The 19,070-nt window shown below is 68.0% G+C and carries 20 protein-coding genes; 11 read left to right on the plus strand and 9 right to left on the minus strand.

Annotated elements, in window-relative coordinates:
• Nucleotides 1-23 precede the first annotated feature (23 nt).
• Entirely contained in the window at nt 24-464 is a 441-nt protein-coding gene (locus E9536_RS10160; RefSeq protein ID WP_136469812.1) for a GNAT family N-acetyltransferase, read from the plus strand.
• A 20-nt stretch (nt 465-484) separates the two neighbouring features.
• Here the strand turns inward: E9536_RS10160 and E9536_RS10165 are convergent, their stop codons facing one another.
• Both E9536_RS10165 and E9536_RS10170 read right to left on the minus strand, forming a co-directional pair.
• Complete coding sequence (locus tag E9536_RS10165) at nt 485-1,330, minus strand: NRDE family protein (RefSeq protein ID WP_060084278.1); 846 nt, start codon at nt 1,328-1,330, stop codon at nt 485-487.
• 76 nt (nt 1,331-1,406) lie between these two features.
• Nucleotides 1,407-2,441, minus strand: a complete 1,035-nt coding sequence (locus E9536_RS10170) for a folate-binding protein YgfZ (RefSeq protein ID WP_136469813.1) — start codon at nt 2,439-2,441, stop codon at nt 1,407-1,409.
• A 77-nt stretch (nt 2,442-2,518) separates the two neighbouring features.
• Here E9536_RS10170 and mltG point away from each other — a divergent pair, with 77 nt between their 5' ends.
• The 9 genes from mltG to E9536_RS10215 all read left to right on the plus strand — a co-directional run bounded on the left by mltG (nt 2,519) and on the right by E9536_RS10215 (nt 11,121).
• A complete protein-coding gene (gene mltG / locus E9536_RS10175; protein WP_027787178.1) occupies nt 2,519-3,538 on the plus strand; it encodes an endolytic transglycosylase MltG in 1,020 nt (339 codons plus the stop codon).
• Nucleotides 3,538-4,158 (plus strand): dTMP kinase, encoded by a 621-nt coding sequence (gene tmk / locus E9536_RS10180; protein ID WP_027787179.1) that lies wholly within the window; start codon nt 3,538-3,540, stop codon nt 4,156-4,158. Before mltG ends, tmk begins: the two co-directional genes overlap by 1 nt.
• A gap of 19 nt (nt 4,159-4,177) precedes the next feature.
• Nucleotides 4,178-5,206, plus strand: a complete 1,029-nt coding sequence (locus tag E9536_RS10185) for a DNA polymerase III subunit delta' (RefSeq protein ID WP_021162646.1) — start codon at nt 4,178-4,180, stop codon at nt 5,204-5,206.
• A 141-nt stretch (nt 5,207-5,347) separates the two neighbouring features.
• A complete protein-coding gene (locus tag E9536_RS10190) occupies nt 5,348-6,127 on the plus strand; it encodes a TatD family hydrolase (RefSeq protein WP_059687384.1) in 780 nt (259 codons plus the stop codon).
• A 43-nt stretch (nt 6,128-6,170) separates the two neighbouring features.
• Nucleotides 6,171-6,881 (plus strand): ankyrin repeat domain-containing protein, encoded by a 711-nt coding sequence (locus E9536_RS10195; RefSeq protein ID WP_027787182.1) that lies wholly within the window; start codon nt 6,171-6,173, stop codon nt 6,879-6,881.
• Nucleotides 6,882-7,000: 119 nt separating this feature from the next.
• A complete protein-coding gene (locus E9536_RS10200; RefSeq protein ID WP_006485939.1) occupies nt 7,001-7,357 on the plus strand; it encodes a Rap1a/Tai family immunity protein in 357 nt (118 codons plus the stop codon).
• Between the two features lie 90 nt (nt 7,358-7,447).
• Entirely contained in the window at nt 7,448-8,620 is a 1,173-nt protein-coding gene (locus tag E9536_RS10205) for a mechanosensitive ion channel domain-containing protein (protein WP_060311808.1), read from the plus strand.
• Between the two features lie 22 nt (nt 8,621-8,642).
• Nucleotides 8,643-9,818, plus strand: coding sequence for an AAA family ATPase (locus tag E9536_RS10210; RefSeq protein WP_136469814.1), 1,176 nt, complete (start codon nt 8,643-8,645; stop codon nt 9,816-9,818).
• 238 nt (nt 9,819-10,056) lie between these two features.
• A complete protein-coding gene (locus E9536_RS10215) occupies nt 10,057-11,121 on the plus strand; it encodes a glycosyltransferase family 4 protein (protein WP_060205986.1) in 1,065 nt (354 codons plus the stop codon).
• 96 nt (nt 11,122-11,217) lie between these two features.
• On the opposite strand, the gene E9536_RS10220 is transcribed toward E9536_RS10215, so the two are convergent.
• From E9536_RS10220 to E9536_RS10230, 3 genes are all read right to left on the minus strand, one after another.
• On the minus strand, nt 11,218-11,805 hold the full coding sequence (locus E9536_RS10220) for a YSC84-related protein (RefSeq protein WP_011352325.1): 588 nt from the start codon (nt 11,803-11,805) through the stop codon (nt 11,218-11,220).
• A 222-nt stretch (nt 11,806-12,027) separates the two neighbouring features.
• Complete coding sequence (locus tag E9536_RS10225) at nt 12,028-12,486, minus strand: membrane protein (protein ID WP_027787186.1); 459 nt, start codon at nt 12,484-12,486, stop codon at nt 12,028-12,030.
• Between the two features lie 259 nt (nt 12,487-12,745).
• Nucleotides 12,746-13,036, minus strand: a complete 291-nt coding sequence (locus tag E9536_RS10230; protein ID WP_011549641.1) for a PsiF family protein — start codon at nt 13,034-13,036, stop codon at nt 12,746-12,748.
• A 271-nt stretch (nt 13,037-13,307) separates the two neighbouring features.
• On the opposite strand from E9536_RS10230, the gene E9536_RS10235 reads away from it, so the two are divergent.
• On the plus strand, nt 13,308-14,330 hold the full coding sequence (locus E9536_RS10235) for an asparaginase (RefSeq protein WP_136469815.1): 1,023 nt from the start codon (nt 13,308-13,310) through the stop codon (nt 14,328-14,330).
• A 105-nt stretch (nt 14,331-14,435) separates the two neighbouring features.
• Here the strand turns inward: E9536_RS10235 and lysM are convergent, their stop codons facing one another.
• The 4 genes from lysM to gcl all read right to left on the minus strand — a co-directional run bounded on the left by lysM (nt 14,436) and on the right by gcl (nt 18,950).
• Complete coding sequence (gene lysM / locus E9536_RS10240) at nt 14,436-14,906, minus strand: peptidoglycan-binding protein LysM (RefSeq protein ID WP_021162125.1); 471 nt, start codon at nt 14,904-14,906, stop codon at nt 14,436-14,438.
• A gap of 483 nt (nt 14,907-15,389) precedes the next feature.
• A complete protein-coding gene (locus E9536_RS10245; RefSeq protein WP_059694585.1) occupies nt 15,390-16,280 on the minus strand; it encodes a 2-hydroxy-3-oxopropionate reductase in 891 nt (296 codons plus the stop codon).
• 41 nt (nt 16,281-16,321) lie between these two features.
• Nucleotides 16,322-17,131 (minus strand): hydroxypyruvate isomerase, encoded by an 810-nt coding sequence (hyi, locus tag E9536_RS10250; RefSeq protein ID WP_136469816.1) that lies wholly within the window; start codon nt 17,129-17,131, stop codon nt 16,322-16,324.
• A 43-nt stretch (nt 17,132-17,174) separates the two neighbouring features.
• Nucleotides 17,175-18,950 (minus strand): glyoxylate carboligase, encoded by a 1,776-nt coding sequence (gcl, locus tag E9536_RS10255; RefSeq protein WP_027787189.1) that lies wholly within the window; start codon nt 18,948-18,950, stop codon nt 17,175-17,177.
• Nucleotides 18,951-19,070 lie beyond the last annotated feature (120 nt).

Raw genomic sequence — 19,070 nt, forward strand, 5'->3', positions numbered from 1 at the left:
CGCGCGCCGCGTGGAGGGCTGCGATGACGGACGGCGTGGTGGAAACGGGCGACTGGGCGGTGCTGGGCGGCGACGCCGCGCGGATCCGCGACGCGGTGTTCGTGCGCGAGCAGCAGATTCCGCCGGAATGGGAGCTCGACGACGACGATCCGCTGTCGCTCCACGCGGTGGCGTACCGGGTCGACGCCGCGACCGGCGTACGCCGCGCGGTCGCGACGGGGCGGCTGCTGCCGTCGGGCACGATCGGCCGCGTCGCGGTGCTGGCCGATGCGCGCGGCCAGGGCGTCGGGTCGGCCGTATTGGACGCGCTGCTGGACGCGGCGCGGCGCCGCGGCGAAATCGTCGTGCGGCTCTATGCGCAGGATTCGGCCGTGCCGTTCTACTTGCGGCACGGCTTCACGGCGGTCGGTGAACCGTTCGTCGAAGCCGGCGTGCCGCACGTCGAGATGGCGCGGGCGCCGTAGCACGGCGCCCGCACGCGTGCTCAGCGCGGCGGGGTCGCGTCGAGGTCGAACGTGAACGCGCGCTCGAACGAACCCGGCCGCACGGTACGGTGCGAACCGTCGTCGTCGCAGCGCTCCTTGATCTCGACCGTGAGCCGCACGCCTTCCTTCATCGTGACGCGCAGCGCGGTCGTGCCGCGCGTGCCGTATTCGGGCGTCTCGATGAACGCGGCCGACAGCGCACGCTCGCGCTCGATCGGAATGCCGGTGTGCGGCAGCGCGTCGTCGGCCGCGACATGCGGGTCGCGCATCAACGCGATCAGGTCGTCGAGCGACGGGGTCGGATTGTCGGTGAGCAGCGTGCCGAGTTCCGCGCGTTTGCGCACCACTTTCGGCCAGGGCGTATCGAGCCGCGCATTCGACAGCGCATGCACGCCGGGCGCGATCGCGACGGGGGCGGCGACACCGCTTTCGCCTTCGGGCGCACGATTGCAGAACCACGCGAGTTCGCGCCGCCTCCAGTCGCCGACGAGCAGGTTGAAGCCGTTGTAGACGGCCGCATGCTCGGCCAGCCGCCCGAGATAGTCGAGCGGCGCAACGGACGGGCCGCCGAGGAAATCGGACACGAGCTTGCCGCGGGTCGGCGCGCCGGCGCGGATGTCGAACGGCGCGCGGTAGTTCGTCAGCGCGGCGAACCGGCCGTCGCGCGAGACGCCGAGCCACGTGCCGCCCGCTTCGAGATCGCGGCCGGCCAGTACGCCCGGGACATCTTCCCACCACGAAACCGGCGCGCTCGTCCGGCGAAAGAACTCGTCGCGGTTGGCGGTGAGGGTAAAGACGGGACCGGCGGCGGCATCGGGCTGCCAGTCGAAGGCAATCAGACACATCGGGCGAATCTCTCGCAGGAAACATCGGGCGCCGGCTGCGACTCGCGAGCCGGCGCACGAACGGGTTGTCAGTGCGTCACGCTTCCGTCGGCCATGCGTACGGCAGCGCGTCGAACGCGAGCACCGGGCCGTCGGCCGAACCGAGGTGCACCGTGCCGTTGTCGAGCGCGGCGAGCTTGATCTCGACGAGCGCGTCGACGCCGCCCGCGGGCGCGGCCGCCGCGTTGACGATCATCCCGCACGGCTGGCCGGGATCGTCGCTGTGGAACAGCTCGACGCCGGCATGCACGGTATCGGTCTCGCCGGCGACGTGCGCGAGCGCCGTGCGGCGCTTGATCGTGCCGCGGTACTGGCTGCGTGCGACGATTTCCTGGCCCGGGTAGCATCCCTTGCGAAAGTTAACGGCGCCGATCACGTCGAAGTTGACCATCTGCGGCACGAACTGTTCGACGGCAGGCTGCGTGATGCGCGGTTCGCCCGCGCGGACGTCGAGCCAGTCCCATACGGCCGGCGACACGACCGGCAGCGTACCGCCGAGCGCGGCGACGCGCGCGTCGACTTCCGCGCGCGGGCCGATCCACAGATAGCGCTTGCGGCCAGCTGCATCGGGCACGCGGATCAGCGTGCCGGCCGGGCCGTCGACCTTCACGTGCACGCCGTCCGGCAGCGCGTCGAAGATGCCCGACAGCACGTCGCGCACGTCGCCCGCGAAGCCGACCACCGCGAGCGTGTCGCTCGAGTCCGTCAGTTTCGCCTTCGCGCGCAGCACGAACATCGACAGCCGCTTCTGCACGGCGGGCTGCACGTCCTTCGACACCAGCAGGCGCACGCCGTGGCCGGCGCGCCACGCGAGGAACGACCCGAGGAGGCGCCCCTTCGGCGAGCAATAGCCGGACAGCCGCGCGCTCGCGGCGTCGAGATGCTCGATGTCGTTGGTGAGCTGGCTGTGCAGGAACGTCGCGGCGTCGTCGCCGGCCACGTCGATCACGCCGAACTGCGGCAGCGGCATGCAGGCGCCCGGCGCGTCGAAATCGGCGGCGGACGGGCGGGGAAAAACGGGGAGCGAGGCAGATGCGGCCTGGGCAGCCGGTGAAGCGAACGGTGTGCTCATGGAATGAGGGAACAGTCAACCCTGACTTTGACGAAGGCGAGCAAGTATTATATGGGTCTTACCTGAGTCACGTTTCCATGTCCCTACTGAAGAAATGCGCCGCGACGATCGTGGCGCTGGCCGTCGTTGTGGCCGCTGCCGGCGCGGGCGGCGGGTATTACTGGGCGACCCGGCCACTGCTGCTGGGTTCCGCATCGCTCGACGTCACGATCAAGCCGCGCAGCAGCGTGAAGAGCGTCGCGCTGCAGCTCAGGCGCGGCGGCGTGCCGGTCGAGCCGCTCGGCTTCGTCGCGATGACGCGCGTGCTCGGGCTGTCGAGCCGGCTCAAGTCCGGCAACTACGAATTCAAGACCGGCATCACGCCGTACGAGGTACTCCAGAAGATCGCGCGCGGCGACGTGAACGAATACGTCGCGACGGTCATCGAAGGCTGGACCTTCAAGCGGATGCGCGCGGAACTCGATGCGAACCCCGATCTTGCCCACTCGACGGCCGGCATGAGCGACGCCGAGCTGCTGCGCGCGATCGGCGCGTCGGACAACGCGGTGCAACGCGGCAGCGGCGAGGGGCTGTTCTTCCCCGATACCTACCTGTTCGACAAGGGCACGAGCGACCTGAACATCTATCGGCGCGCATACCATCTGATGCAGACGCGTCTCGACGAGGCCTGGGCCGCACGCGTGCCGGGCCTGCCGTACAAGACGCCTTACGAAGCGCTGACGATCGCGTCGATCGTCGAGAAGGAAACGGGCCATGCGGCCGATCGCGCGTTCGTCGCGGCCGTGTTCGCGAACCGGCTGCGCATCGGCATGCCGCTGCAGACCGATCCGTCGGTGATCTACGGGCTCGGCGACGCGTACGACGGCCGCCTGCGCAAGCGCGACCTGCAGGCCGACACTCCTTACAATACCTACACCCGACGTGGGCTGCCGCCGACGCCGATCGCGTTGCCGGGCGTCGCCGCGCTGCAGGCGGCGATCAATCCGGCCCAGACGAGCGCGCTCTATTTCGTCGCGAAAGGCGATGGCACGAGCGTGTTCTCGGACACGCTCGGCGACCACAACAAGGCCGTGGACAAGTACATACGAGGTCAATAATGGCGAGCGGTAAATTCATCACGTTCGAAGGCATCGACGGGGCGGGGAAGACCACCCACCTGCAATGGTTCTGCGAACGCCTCCAGGGCAAGCTGGCCGCGGCCGGCCGGCAGGTCGTCGTCACCCGCGAGCCGGGCGGCACGCAGCTCGGCGAGAAACTGCGCGAGATCCTGCTGAACCAGCCGATGGATCTCGAGACGGAAGCGCTGCTGATGTTCGCCGCGCGTCGCGAGCATCTCGCGCTTGTGATCGAGCCGGCGCTCGCGCGCGGCGACTGGGTCGTGTCCGATCGCTTCACCGATGCGACGTTCGCGTACCAGGGCGGCGGCCGCGGGCTGCCGCGCGACAAGCTCGAGACGCTCGAGCGCTGGGTGCAGGGCGGCTTCCAGCCCGACCTGACGGTGCTGTTCGACGTCGCGCCGCAGGTCGCGAGCGAGCGGCGCGGCGCCGCGCGCATGCCCGACAAGTTCGAAAGCGAGTCCGACGCGTTCTTCGCGCGCACGCGCGGCGAATACCTGCGGCGTGCGGAAGAGGCGCCGCACCGCTTCGCGATCGTCGACGCGACGCGGACGATTCCCGAGATTCGCCAGCAGCTCGAGCGCGTGCTCGCCGCGCTGTAATTCGCAAGGAACGCACCACATGATCTATCCGTGGCAGACCGACGACTGGAACCGCCTGCAGCAACTGCGTGCGCAATGGCCGCACGCGCTGCTGCTGCATGGCCAGGCCGGGATCGGCAAGCTGCAGTTCGCGCAGCATCTCGCGCAGGGCTTCCTGTGCGAATCGCCGCAGCCGAACGGCGAGCCGTGCGGCGCCTGCGCGGCCTGCACGTGGTTCTCGCAGGGCAACCATCCGGACTACCGGATCGTGCTGCCCGAGGCGCTGGCGGGCGAGGCGCCGGGCGCCGCGGACGACCCGAAAGCGGCCGACGCGGACGAAGGCGGCAAGAAGACCCGTGCGCCGAGCAAGGAAATCAAGATCGAGCAGGTGCGCGCGCTGCTCGATTTCTGCGGGGTCGGTTCGCACCGAGGCGGCGCGCGCGTCGTCGTGCTGTATCCGGCCGAGGCGCTCAACGTCGCCGCGTCGAACGCGCTGCTGAAAACGCTGGAGGAGCCGCCGTCCGGCGTCGTGTTCCTGCTCGTGTCGGCACGTATCGACCGCCTGCTGCCGACGATCATCAGCCGCTGCCGGCAGTGGCCGATGACCGTGCCGGCGCCCGACGCGGCGGCGGCCTGGCTCGCGGCGCAGGGCGTCGAGCATGCGGACGCGCTGCTCGCCGAGGCCGGCGGCGCGCCGCTCGCCGCGCTGGCGCTCGCGAGCGACGAGAACCGCCCGCTGCGCGACTACACGCTCGGGCAGCTCGCGGCCGGTGCGGCATGCGACCCGTTCGCGTGCGGCGAGACGCTGCAGAAACTGCCGGTGCCGCTGGTGCTCGGCTGGCTGCAGCGCTGGCTGTACGACCTGCTCGCGCAGCGGATGGCGGGCGCGCCGCGCTACTTCCCGATGCATGCGGCGGCGCTCGCGCGGTGCGCGGAAGCGGTCGATGCGAACGCGTTCGCGCGTTTCATGAAGGCCGTGACGCGGCAGCGGACGGTCGAGAACCATCCGCTCAACGCGCGGCTCGTATTCGAGGAATTGTTTCTCGGGTACCGGGAAATCTTCGCGTGATCCGGCATTGTTTCCCGTGGGTTGCGAAACGATGACCGGCTCACACCGCGACGCGACCGTGGCCGGCCGGCCCGCGAACGCCGCCCGTTGCCGCATGCCGGCGCGCGCATGAGCGCGCGCCTTACGAATTCAGGAAACACGATGTTCGTCGACTCTCACTGCCATATCAATTTCAAGGGCCTGGCCGACCGCCTGCCGGCCGTGCTCGAGAACATGCGCGAGCACGACGTCACGCACGCACTGTGCGTGTCCGTCGATTTCGAGACGCTGCCGGAGGTCCTTGCGATCGCGGACGCGCACGACAACGTCTATGCGTCGGTCGGCGTGCATCCCGATCACGAGGACGCGCGCGAGCCGACACTCGCGGAGCTCGTCGAGCTGGCCGCGCACCCGAAGGTCGTCGCGATCGGCGAAACGGGCCTCGACTACTACCGCCTCGAAGGCCGCTCGATCGCCGACATGGAGTGGCAGCGCGAACGCTTTCGCACGCACATCCGCGCGGCGACCGCGACGATGAAGCCGCTGATCATCCACACGCGCTCGTCGTCGGAGGACACGCTGCGGATCATGGCCGAGGAGCGCGCGGACGTGCCGGGCGGCGTGATGCACTGCTTCACCGAGCCGTGGCCGGTGGCCGAGCAGGCGCTCGCGCAGAACTTCCATATCTCGCTGTCGGGCATCGTCACGTTCAAGAACGCGACCGACGTGCAGGACGTCGCGCGGCGCGTGCCGCTCGACCGGCTGCTGATCGAGACCGACTCGCCGTACCTCGCGCCGGTGCCGTATCGCGGCAAGCCGAATGAACCTGCGTACGTCAGCCATGTCGGACGCTTTATCGCGTCCGAGCGCGGGATCGCCGTCGAGGCACTGGCCGACGCGACGACGCAGAACTTTTTCCGGCTGTTCAAGATCGCCCGCTAACGACGTGCGCGCAGCCGACAACCCAGGGAAGGAGCCCACAACAATGACGAAGCCGACCAACCATCTGCCGAAACGTGCACTCGTTGCCGCCGCGCTCGTCGCGAGCGGCCTGTTCGCGGCAGCCGGCGCGCATGCCGAATCGCTCGACGCGATCGTCAAGGCCGTCAAGTTCGACGACATCGCCGACATCGGCAAGCAGCTCAAGAGCGGCAAGCTCGACCCGAACACGATCGCGCCGAATGGCGACCCGCTGATCGTGATCGCCGCGCGCGAGAAGTCCGACAAGGTCGCGGCGGCGCTCGCCACGACGCCGAACGTCGACCTCGAGAAGGAAGACAAGGCCGGCGAAACCGCGCTGATGCTCGCCTCGCTGAACGGCGACCTCGGCCTTGCGAAGCTGCTGGTCGACAAGGGCGCGGAAGTCAGCAAGAAGGGCTGGGCGCCGCTGCACTACGCGGCCACCAACGGCCAGGACGCGGTCGTGAAGCTGCTGCTCGACCACGACGCGTATATCGATACCGCATCGCCGAACGGCACGACGCCGCTGATGATGGCCGCGCGCGGCAACCATGCGTCGACGGTGACGCTGCTGCTCGACCAGGGCGCCGATCCGCAGGTGAAGAACCAGCTCGGCATCACCGCGCTCGAATTCGCGAAGCACTACAACGCGCCGGACGCGATCGAGATCCTGAGCAAGCGGACGACGCGCATCGGGGCGTCGACGCCGGCAGACGCGCAAAAGAGTGCAAAATAACGGTTTTCGGTGCGGCAGACGGTGCCCGCCCGGCCGGATGCCGGCCGGAGCAGGGCATTCCGGCGCCGCGCCGGCCAGGGCAGCAGGCGGTCTCGGGCCGCATTGACATAAGGAACACCATGTTGCGCGCAATGTTTTGTGCCGCGGCGTTTGCCGTGCCGTTGTCGGCGGCGGCTTTCACGGGCGCGGATCTCGACCGGCTGTGCGCGAAGACGGACGTCAAGTCGCGGGCGTCGTGCGCGGCCTACATCGAAGGCGCCGCCGACGGCGTCTACAACACCATCGATGCGATCGGCGGCACGACGGGGCCGCGGGTCGGCCAGTATTTCTGCCTGCCGCCCGACATCCGGGCGCAGCAGATGACCGACGCGGTGCGCAAGTACATCGCGGAAAATCCGAAGCTGGCCGACTACAACGCAAGCACCGCGGTGTCGCTCGGTCTCGGCAAGGCGTTTCCCTGCAGGAGCGGCAACTGACCTGACGCCGTGTCCGGGCACGCGCGTGGCCCGGACGTCGCCGACGCATCCCAGGACGAGGCATGCACGCCTCATCACCGAAGGGCGCCGATGATTTCAATCGAGGAACTGCAGCGCATCGCCGATGCGCCGCTGCATTCGTGGCTCGGCACGCTGGCCGTGTCGGTCATCGTCATACTGGTCGTCACGGTCGTGCACCGCCTCGGCGCACGCATCGTCAAGCGCCTCGCGCAGCCGTATCCGCTGATGAGCGCGATCCTGCGCTACATCGACAAGCCGTCGCTCGTCGTGCTGGCGCTGCTGGCGCTCGAGTTCGTATGGGTCCAGGCGGACGACGGCATGTCGTTCGTGCGCGGCATGCGCACCGCGGCCGCGGTCGGCTCGATCGTGTCGCTCACGTGGCTGCTGGTGCGGCTCGCGGCCGGCGTCGGCGACGCGATCATCCAGGCGCATCCGATCGATACGGCCGACAACCTCCAGGCGCGGCGCATCCATACGCAGGCCAAGGTGCTCGTGCGGACCGTGATGGTGCTGATCGTGATCATCGGCACCGGCGCCGCGCTGATGACGTTCCCGAACGTGCGCCAGGTGGGCGCGAGCCTGCTGGCGTCGGCCGGCGTCGCGGGCCTGGTCGCGGGTATCGCCGCGCGGCCGGTGCTCGGCAACCTGATCGCCGGGCTGCAGATCGCGCTCACGCAGCCGATCCGGCTCGACGACGTGGTCGTGATCCAGGGCGAGTGGGGGCGCATCGAGGAAATCACCGGTTCGTTCGTGTCGGTGCGGCTGTGGGACCAGCGGCGCCTCGTCGTGCCGCTGCAATGGATCATCGAGAACCCGTTCACGAACTGGACGCGCAGCAGCTCGGAGATCATCGGCACGGTATACCTGTCGGTCGACTACCGTACGCCGCTCGCACCGCTGCGCGAGGAACTCGCGCGGCTCGTCCATGCGGCGCCCGAGTGGGACGGCCGCGTGCAGGTGCTGCAGGTGACTGACGCGACGGAGCGCACGATGCAGTTGCGCGCGCTCGTCAGCGCGGCCGACTCGTCGTCGTGCTGGGACCTGCGCTGCCGCGTGCGCGAAGGGTTGATCGCCTATCTGCAGGACCGCTATCCGCAATGCCTGCCGCGCAGCCGGATGGAACTGTATCCGCACGATTCGGCGCCGGATGCGCCGAATCCCGAACGGCCGCACGCGCGCGCCCCTGCCGCCAGTACGGCGGCCAACACCGCGGCCGACCCGCAGGCCGTCGAAGGCCGCTGAACGCGGCTCGCCCGCCATCGTCATGACCGTGCTGAAAACGCTTGCCATCGCCAATTACCGCTCGCTGCGCGAGCTGATCGTGCCGCTCGCGGCGCTCAACGTCGTCACGGGGCCGAACGGCAGCGGCAAGTCGAGCGTGTACCGCGCGCTGCGGCTGCTCGCCGACACCGCACAGGGGCGCGTGATCCCGTCCCTCGCGCGCGAAGGCGGGTTGCCGTCGACGCTGTGGGCCGGCCCCGAGCGTTTCTCGCGGGCGATGCTGGATGGCGACGCGCCGGTCACCGGCACGGTGCGCAAGGGGCCCGTGAGCCTGAAGCTCGGTTTCGCCTGCGACGATTTCGGTTATTCGATCGATCTCGGCATGCCGATTCCGAGCCACTCGCAGTTCTCGCTCGATCCGGTCGTCAAGCGCGAGTGCATCTGGGGCGGCGCGGTGCTGCGCCCGTCGACGCTGCTGGTCGACCGGCAGGGCGCGCAGATCCGTGCGCGCACCGCGACCGGCGACTGGCAGACGATTCCGCAGCCGGTGGCGAGCTTCGACAGCATGATGACCGAGTTCGCCGATCCGACCGGTGCGCCGGAAATGATCGCGGTGCGCGAACGGATCCGTTCGTGGCGCTTCTACGACCATTTCCGCACCGATGCGCAGGCACCCGCGCGGCAGTCGCACGTCGGCACCCATACGCCGGTGCTCGCGGACGACGGCGCCGATCTGGCCGCCGCGCTGCAGACGATTCGCGAAATCGGCGACGGCGCGGCACTCGATGCGGCGATCGACGACGCATTTCCGGGCGCGTCGGTCGAGATCGACAATCCGGACGGCCGTGGCCGCTTCGACGTGCTGATGCGCCAGCCGGGGCTGCTGCGGCCGCTCGCGGCGGCCGAGCTGTCGGACGGCACGCTGCGTTACCTGCTGCTCGCGGCGGCGCTGCTGACACCGCGGCCGCCGGCGCTGATGGTGCTGAACGAACCGGAAACCAGCCTGCACCCCGATCTGCTGCCGGCGCTTGGCCGCCTGATCGCGCAGGCGGCGCAGCGTTCGCAGGTGCTGGTCGTGTCGCACGCGGCGCGGCTCATCGCGACGCTCGAGCGCGAGGCCGGCTGCGAATCGCTGGTGCTCGACAAGCAGCTCGGCGCGACGGGGCTCGTCGACGCGGACACGCGCGACCTGCCGGCATGGAGGTGGTCGTCGCGCTGACGGGCGGCGCGGCGTACGTTCGGGTGCGATCGTCGCGTCGGGGGCCATATCGGCACGGCAGGCGGAATGTATCCTGCCTGTAACAACACCCATAAAATGAAAGACGGGCGGTTCCGGGCAACCGGATCGCGAATAATGAGGAGATATCCGGCGGGCGCTGCATCGGGGCGAGCCGCGCGCGAAAGCGCAAGGGCCCGCCGGCCGTGCCGCAACGGACAGGACACAGGAGACGTGGACCATGAGAATTGCCCAGATCGCGCCGCTGACCGAATCGGTGCCGCCGAAGCTGTACGGCGGCACGGAGCGCGTCGTGTCCTACATCACCGAGGCGCTCGTCGAGCTCGGTCATGACGTGACGCTGTTCGCCAGCGGCGATTCGACGACGCGGGCGAAGCTCGAGCCGGTCTGGCCGCGTGCACTGCGGCTCGACTCGTCGATCCGCGACCGGGTCGCGCCGCACATGCTGCTGATGGAGACGGTCGCGCGCCGCGCGAAGGACTTCGACGTGCTCCATTTCCACATGGATTACTACTCGTTCTCGGTCTTCAACCGGCAGGAAACGCCTTACGTGACGACGCTGCACGGCCGGCTCGACCTGCCCGAGCAGCAGCCGGTGTTCGACACGTTCAACACGGCGCCGGTGATCTCGATCTCGAACTCGCAGCGCCAGCCGCTGCCGCAGGCGAAATGGCTGACGACCGTCTACCACGGGCTGCCCGAGACGCTGTACATGCCGCAGCCCGTCGAGCCGCGCTATCTCGCGTTCCTCGGCCGCATCTCGCCGGAGAAGCGCGTCGACACGGCGATCCGCATCGCCCGTCAGTGCGGGTTGCCGATCAGGATCGCCGCGAAGGTCGATGCGGCCGACCAGGAATACTTCGAGCGCGAGATCAAGCCGCTTTTCGCGTTGCCGCACGTCGAATACATCGGCGAGATCGCCGATCACCAGAAGGCCGAATTCCTGTCGGGCGCGCATGCGCTGCTGTTTCCGATCGACTGGCCGGAGCCGTTCGGCCTCGTGATGATCGAGGCGATGTCGTGCGGCACGCCGGTGATCGCGTTCAATCGCGGCGCGGTGCCCGAAGTGGTGGACGAGGGCGTGTCGGGTTTCATCGTCGAGGATGAAATCAGCGCGGTGGCCGCCGTGAACCGGCTGCACCTGCTGCCGCGCGCGCGCGTGCGGCAGCGCTTCGAGGCGCGCTTCACGTCGCGCCGCATGGCGCAGCAGTATGTCGACGTCTACCAGTCGGTGATCCGCGCACAGAAACGCTCGCGCTTCAAGGTCATCGACTCGACGACCTGACGCGCGTCGCGCGCGGATAAAAAAACGGCGATGCCCGCGAGGACATCGCCGTTTGTGCGTGGCCCGCGCGCGGTGCGCACGGGCGGCACGCCAGCGTCAGATCTTCAGCTTCGAGACCTTCGTGCCGTTGATCGACACGTCGCCCATCAGGCCCGCGTTCGTCAGCACGACGACCTGGACCGGTGCGGTGGCCGTGGTCGTGTCGACCGCGCCGTTCGCGCCCATCTTCACGAGCGCGACCGACGCGCCGGCGCCGGCGGCCCAGCCGTCCGAGCCGCGGAATTCGTCGAGCGCTTCCTGCGTCATGAACAGGAACACGATCGCCTTCGACTGCGCACCGGCCTGCAGGCCGACCGACAGCGACGACGTGTTGTAGTAGCCGACCGTGCTGCCGCCGACGCGCAGTGCGCCGTTGCCGGACTGGCCGCCGACGATGAAGCCGGCCTGGATCACGTCCGGGAAGACAAGCACGCCGCGCGACTTCGCGACGAGTTCCCGCGAACCCTTGACCGTGGAGTACATGCGCGACAGCGTGGCGTCGACGCTCGAGTCGATTGCCTGGCGCTTCGACGCGTTGGTCGCGGCGTTGTCCGGCTTGTCCGGGGTGGTGGTGCAACCGGTGAGCGCGAGGCTACCGACGATGAGCGCAGCGGCGGCTTTCAGCACAAGATTCCGTTTTTGCATCGTTCTTCTCCATCGGATGACGTTCGGAGTGAGTCTCGCTCAGGGAGCGGATCACGTCGGCAGTTATATCACAATGGATTACACCCCCTTTTCGTCCGCGCAACAAAAAGCGTCAAATCGCGCGAGGGTGTCGCGGCGTGCCAACGGACGATCCGGCGCCCGCGCGCCGGGGGCGGGGTGGCATGTGGTCGATCGTGCGGTGGGTGGCGCCTGCGGCGCGCATCAGTGCGTGACGGGCGGAACGGGTGGAGCCGGCGGCTTGATCGGCGGGCGGCGCAGCACGCGGCGGATCAGCGCGATCACGACGCCGCACGCGAACAGGAACGCGGCCGGCACGACCCAGTAGCCGACGAACGCATGCCACAGGTAGCCCGCGAGCGTATTGCGGCGCAGCACGTATTCGTCGCGGGCCGCCTGCTGGCGCGGCGCGTTGGCGGCGAGCACGTCGGCCGGGCAGCCGGCCGCGCGCGCCTCGTCAGGATCCCCGTGGCACTTCGCGGCGGCGCCGGCGGCCTGCTGCGCATCGGTGAGCTGCCAGGTGGTCAGCGCGAGCTGCAGGTCCGCCTTGTTGTAGGCCATTTCCTCGCGGATCTCGCGGACGGCGACGATCGCGACGGGCACGGCCCAGAACACGATCACGATCAGCCAGCGGCGGAACCAGCGGTGTTGTCTCCATGCCATCCATGCCTCCGTTTGACGCGCGTGCGCGTCCGTCTCGAGGGCGGCCCGATGGCGCTTCTTGTACTTGGATGGGCCGCGTTGCAGCCATCATAGAAGAAATCGCGGCGAATTGCCGCACCATGTGGCGGCGCCGGCACGGCGGGCCGGGAAAGCGGGGCGGGAGAGGTCGGGGCCGGGCGCGTCGATGCGCGTGCAACGAAAACAAAAATGCCGCGCCCGCCGAAGCGGTGCGCGGCATTCGATACGGGAGCGCCGGAACTCAGGCTGCCGGCTGATTGCTCAGGCAGCTCTTCATGAACGCCTTGCGGTCGTCGCCCTTCTTGCCGGTGGCCTGCGTGTTGCATGCCTTCATCTTTTCCTGCTGCGTCATCGCCTTCGCGGGCTTCGCCGACAGGCAGTCCTTCATGAACGCCTTGCGTTCATCGCCCGTCTTGCCGGCTGCCTGGGTGTTGCAGGCCTTCATCTTGTCCTGCTGGCTGTTCGCCGCGAACGCGGGGGAAGCCAGCATGCCGCCGAGAAGCACTGCGGCTACGAGCGATTGGATTTTCATTTCGACACTCCCATGGGGTGAATTGCGTTTTATCGACGCCGTCACGACGCCCCGCACGATGAGCATGGGGCCGCATCGCGCGGGGCGATCCGATTATGGCCAATCAATGTGAAAACACCAAAACGGCACTTCCTATAACGTTGCAGATACCACGTCCGTTGACGGCGCACCCGGCCGGACGATCGGGGCAAACCATGATGTGCGGCGGCCGACCCCGGCCGCCGTGCCGGAACCTGCCGGATACCGGCCGCAAGCCTTTACAATCGCGGCCATGAATACTCCGAATCCCGCATCCCCTTCGTCCGCGGCGGCCCTGCCGCGCATCGCCGTGCTCGCCACCGGCGGCACGATTGCCGGTGCCGCGCCCGACGCGGCCAGCACGGCCGGCTACCAGGCCGGCGCGCTCGGCGTCAATTTCCTGGTCGACGCGGTGCCGGCGCTCGCGTCCGTCGCGCGCATCGACGCCGAGCAAGTCGCCAGCATCGACAGCAAGGATCTCGCGCTGCCGCTGTGGAACACGCTCGCCGAGCGGATCGACGCGCTGATGGCCGACCCGGCGGTCGACGGTATCGTGATCACCCACGGTACCGACACGCTCGAGGAAACCGCGTATGCGCTGCACCTGGTCGTCAGGGGCGACAAGCCCGTTGTGCTGACGGCCGCGATGCGGCCGGCGACCGCGCTGTCGTCCGATGGCCCGCTGAACCTGCTGAATGCGGTGACGGTGGCCGCGCATCCGTCCGCGCGCGGGCAGGGCGTGCTGGTCGCGTTCAACAACCGGATCCACGGCGCGCGCGACGTGGTGAAGACGAGCACCTATGCGGTCGACGCGTTCCAGTCGCCGGAACTCGGTGCACTCGGCTGGGTGCAGGACGGCCGGGTCGAATTCGCGCGCCGCGTCACGCGTTCGCGCGACGCGCAACTGGCGATCGCGGCAACCTGGCCGCCGGTCGAGGTCGTTGCGAGCTACGCGGGCGTGACGCGCACGGCCGTCGACGCGCTCGTCGCGGCCGGCGTACGCGGTCTCGTCGTCGCCGGCACCGGCAACGGCTCGATCCATGCGACGCTGCAGGCGGCGCTCGCCGATGCGGTCAACGCGGGCGTGGCGGTGGTGCGTGCGTCGCGCGTCGGGTCGGGGCACGTGATGCGCAACGGCGCCGCGAGCGACGATGCGCTCGGTTTCGTGAGCGCGGGTTCGCTGCACCCGTTCAAGGCGCGCGTGCTGCTGATGCTCGCGCTCGCGAACGGCATTCACGATCGCGACGCATTGCAACGCGCGTTCGATACGCTGTGATTCGATGAGGGGATGACCGACACGCGCCGATTGCACGGCGTGCGTCGCCCATGAAAAAGGCAGGCCGAGCGGCCTGCCTTTTTTGCGTCAATGCTGCACGAATGCTCAGGACTGCGGCGGAATCACGAGCTTCTGGCCCGGGTAGATCCGGTCCGGGCTCGACAGCATCGGCTTGTTCGCCTCGAAGATCGCCGGGTACTTGTTCGCGTCGCCATATACCTCCTTGGCGATCGCCGACAGCGTGTCGCCCGGCTTCACGTCGTGGTACTGCACTTCCGGATCGTCCGGTTGCAGATCGTCGTCGTTGACGCCCGCGACGCCCTGCACGTTGCCGGCCGCGACCTTGACCTTCGCTTTCGTGTCGAGGTCGGCGACGCTGCCCGACAGCGTCACGGTGCGCGATGCGCCGTCGAACGCCACGGTCAGGTTCGACGTATCGAGACCCTGCGTGTTGATGTAGTTCTTGATGGCATCGGCCGCGGTCTGGTTTGCGGCATTCGGATCTTCCGCTGCTTGCGCGTCGGCATGACCCAGCAGTTTTTCACCCGCCTCTTTGATAAACGAAAGAAGACCCATCGTTGCACTCCTTGGGTGGTTGAAAAGAAAACGCGCCGTGAAGTGGCGAAAAAAACACCGCGCTGGGCGCGGTCACCGGAAGTGACCGCAAGCGCGGCGGTTTTCTCGAAAGGCGTGGCGAAAGTGTAGGCGTTCATCGCGACGATTGCATGAAAAATCGCACGCTCGAACGTAAAGAAATGTAATACGCGAAATCCGACAGGCGGACACCCGACGACGACGTCTGACCGACCAAGGCTTCCCCGGCGTCGCCGGGTGCCGCTGCGGACCCCACCACGCCGCTCTCAGCCCAGAGCGGCGTTTTTCGCCCCGTCCCGCATGCCGTCGGCAGTGCAGGGCGGGGCACCCCACCGTGATGCGCGCGTGTCCCGCGCATCGATGCGACCGGCCGTGCCGGTCGCGTGTGTCATTCGCGTGTCCGTCATCGCGACGGACCGCGCGTTACTGCATCATCGGAAGCAAGCCGCGCCAGGCGGCATGCGTTCAGCCCGCCGTCTTCTCGATCTCGAAGTTCGACATGATCTCGAGCGCGCGCACGAGTGCCGAGTGATCCCACGCCTTGCCGCCGTGCGCTGCGCACACGCTGAACAGCTGCTGCGCGCTCGCCGTGTGCGGCAGGGCGAGGCCGAGCTTGCGTGCGCCGTCGAGCGCGAGGTTCAGGTCCTTCTGGTGCAGCTCGATGCGGAAGCCCGGATCGAACGTGCGCTTCGTCATCCGCGCGCCGTGCACTTCGAGGATGCGCGACGCGGCGAAGCCGCCCATCAGCGCCTGGCGCACGCGCTCCGGATCCGCGCCCGAACGTGCGGCGAACAACAGCGCTTCGCCGACGGCTTCGATGTTCAGCGCGACGATGATCTGGTTCGCGACCTTGCAGGTCTGGCCCGCGCCGTTGTCGCCGACGAGCGTGATGTTCTTGCCCATCTTCTCGAACAGCGGCTTCGCGCGCTCGAATGCCGCCTCCGGGCCGCCGACCATGATCGTCAGCGTCGCTTCGCGGGCGCCGACTTCGCCGCCGGACACCGGCGCGTCGAGGTAGTCGCAACCGAGCGCGTTGATCTGCTTCGCGAATTCCTGCGTGTCGAGCGGCGAGATCGAGCTCATGTCGATCACGAGCTTGCCGGCCGTCAGGCCCTTCGCGACGCCGTCGTCGGCGAACAGCACGTTACGCACGTCCGGCGTATCCGGCACCATCGAGATGATGATGTCCGCGTTCCGTGCGACTTCGGTCGAATTCGCGACGACCTTCGCGCTCGTGCGCAGGTCGTCGGGAATCGGGAACGCGCCGTTCACGACGAGCTGGTGGTCACCCTTGAGCAGGTTGCGCGCCATGTGCGCGCCCATGATGCCGAGGCCGATGAAACCGATGGTTGCCATGTGAAAGTCTCCTATAGGGGCGTATGCGGAAAGGGCGGATCTCAGGCGGCGCGGCGCGCCGAGCCCGGTGCGCAGCCGGCGACGCTTTGCAGCCAGCCGAGGCCTTCCGTCGTGGTGGTGCGGGGCTTGTATTCGCAGCCGACGTAGCCGGCATAGCCGAGCCGGTCGAGCAGCGCGAACAGGAATGCGTAGTTGATCTCGCCCGTGCCCGGCTCGTTGCGGCCCGGGTTGTCCGCGAGCTGGACGTGGCCGATCGATGCGAGGTTGCGTTCGATCGTCGCGGCCAGTTCGCCTTCCATGCGCTGCATGTGATAGATGTCGTACTGCAGGAACAGGTTGTCCGAGCCGACCGCGCGGATCACGTCGAGCCCTTCCGACGAGCGGTTCAGCGCAAAACCCGGGATGTCGAAGCTGTTGCACGGCTCGACGAGCAGGCGGATGCCTTCGCGCTTCAGCGCGTCGGCGGCAAAGCGCAGGTTGTCGACGATCGTGACGAAAGTCTTGTCGCGTGCCGTGCTCGCCGACGGAATCCCGACGAGGCAGTTCAGCTGCGGCACCTTCAGCGCCTTCGCGTACTCGATCGCGCGGCCGACACCTTCCTGGAACTCGCCGACGCGATCGGGCAGGCACGCGATGCCGCGCTCGCCCTGGTCCCAGTTGCCGGCGGGCAGGTTGTGCAGCACAAGGCGCAGGCGATGCGTCTCGAGCCGTTCGGCGAGTTCCTCTTTCGCGTACGGGTACGGGAACAGGAACTCGACGGCGTCGAAGCCCGCATCGGTGGCCGCCTTGAAGCGGTCGAGGAACGGCACTTCGTTGAACAGCATGGTCAGGTTTGCAGCAAACTTCGGCATGAGCTAAGCCTCTTCGGTCGGTCAGTCAAAAATGTCGTGCGGTTCAGTCGAGCATCGAGATCGCGGTCGGTGCGTGCTCGGCCTTTTCGGCGAGATCCTCGAATTCGTTGATCGCGTCGATTTCGGTACCCATCGAGATGTTCGTCACGCGCTCGAGGATCACTTCGACGACCACCGGCACGCTGAATTCTTCCGCGAGCGTTTGCGCCTGGCGCAGCGCCGGCTCGATCTCCTCCGGCTTGAACACGCGCAGCGCCTTGCAGCCGAGGCCTTCCGCGACGGCCACGTGGTCGACGCCATAGCCGTTCAGCTCCGGCGCATTCACGTTGTCGAACGCGAGCTGCACGCAGTAGTCCATGTCGAACGCACGCTGCGCCTGGCGGATCAGGCCGAGGTACGAGTTGTTCACGACGACGTGCACGTACGGCAGCTTGAATTGCGCGCCGGCTGCGAGTTCCTCGATCATGAACTGGAAGTCGTAGTCGCCGGACAGCGCGACGATCGGGCGGCTCGGGTCGGCGGCACGCACGCCGAGCGCGGCGGGGATCGTCCAGCCGAGCGGGCCCGCCTGGCCGCAGTTGATCCAGTTGCGTGCCTTGAACACGTGCAGGAACTGCGCGGCGGCGATCTGCGACAGGCCGATCGTGCTGACGTAGCAGGTATCGCGTCCGAACACCTTGTTCATCTCTTCGTACACACGCTGCGGCTTGACCGGCACGTTGTCGAAGTGCGTCTTGCGCTGCAGCGTGCGCTTGCGTGCCTGGCAGTCGGCAACCCATGCGCTGCGATCCTTCAGCTTGCCGGCGGCCTTCCATTCCTGCGCGACCGCGACGAACAGTTCCAGCGCGGCCCTGGCGTCCGACACGATGCCGAGATCCGGGCCGAACACGCGGCCGATCTGCGTCGGCTCGATGTCGACGTGCACGAACTTGCGGCCCTTCGTATAGACCTCGACGCTGCCCGTGTGACGGTTCGCCCAGCGGTTGCCGATGCCGAGCACGAAGTCCGATGCGAGCAGCGTCGCGTTGCCGTAGCGGTGCGACGTCTGCAGGCCGACCATGCCGGCCATCAGCGGGTGGTCGTCCGGAATCGCGCCCCACGACATCAGCGTCGGGATCACCGGCACGCCGATCGTTTCGGCGAACTGGACGAGCAGGTCTTCCGCCGCCGCGTTGAGCACGCCGCCGCCCGACACGATCAGCGGCTTGTCCGCGTCGTTGAGCATTGCGAGCGCCTTCTCGATCTGCGCGCGGGTGGCCGCGGGCTTGTAGACCGGCAGCGGTTCATAGGTGTCGATGTCGAACTCGATTTCGGCGAGCTGCACGTCGATCGGCAGGTCGACCAGTACCGGGCCCGGGCGGCCCGAGCGCATCAGGTGGAATGCCTGCTGGAACACGCGCGGCACCAGCGCCGGTTCGCGCACGGTGACGGCCCACTTGGTGACGGGCTTTGCGATCGATTCGATGTCGACGGCCTGGAAGTCTTCCTTGTACAGGCGGGCACGCGGTGCCTGGCCCGTGATCGCGAGGATCGGGATCGAGTCGGCGGATGCGGAGTAGAGACCGGTGATCATGTCGGTGCCGGCCGGGCCCGACGTGCCGATGCACACGCCGATGTTGCCCGGGGCCGCACGCGTGAAGCCTTCGGCCATGTGCGACGCGCCTTCGACGTGGCGGGCCAGCACGTGGCTGATGCCGCCGGACTTGCGCATCGCCGAGTAGAACGGGTTGATCGCCGCACCCGGCACGCCGAACGCGGTCTGGATGCCTTCCTTCTCGAGCACGAGCACAGCTGCGTCGACGGCTCTCATCTTGGCCATGAATGTCTCCTTGAATGGGGTAGATCTTGCGAATGGGTCTGTTGGGGACACTTTAGGGATGCAGGAAAGGTTTGATAAGATCCGCCGAAGTCGCTTTTTTCGAAACTAAAAGTATGGAAT

The organism is Burkholderia sp. LS-044 (genome assembly GCF_004803625.1).
Taxonomy (GTDB): domain Bacteria; phylum Pseudomonadota; class Gammaproteobacteria; order Burkholderiales; family Burkholderiaceae; genus Burkholderia; species Burkholderia cepacia.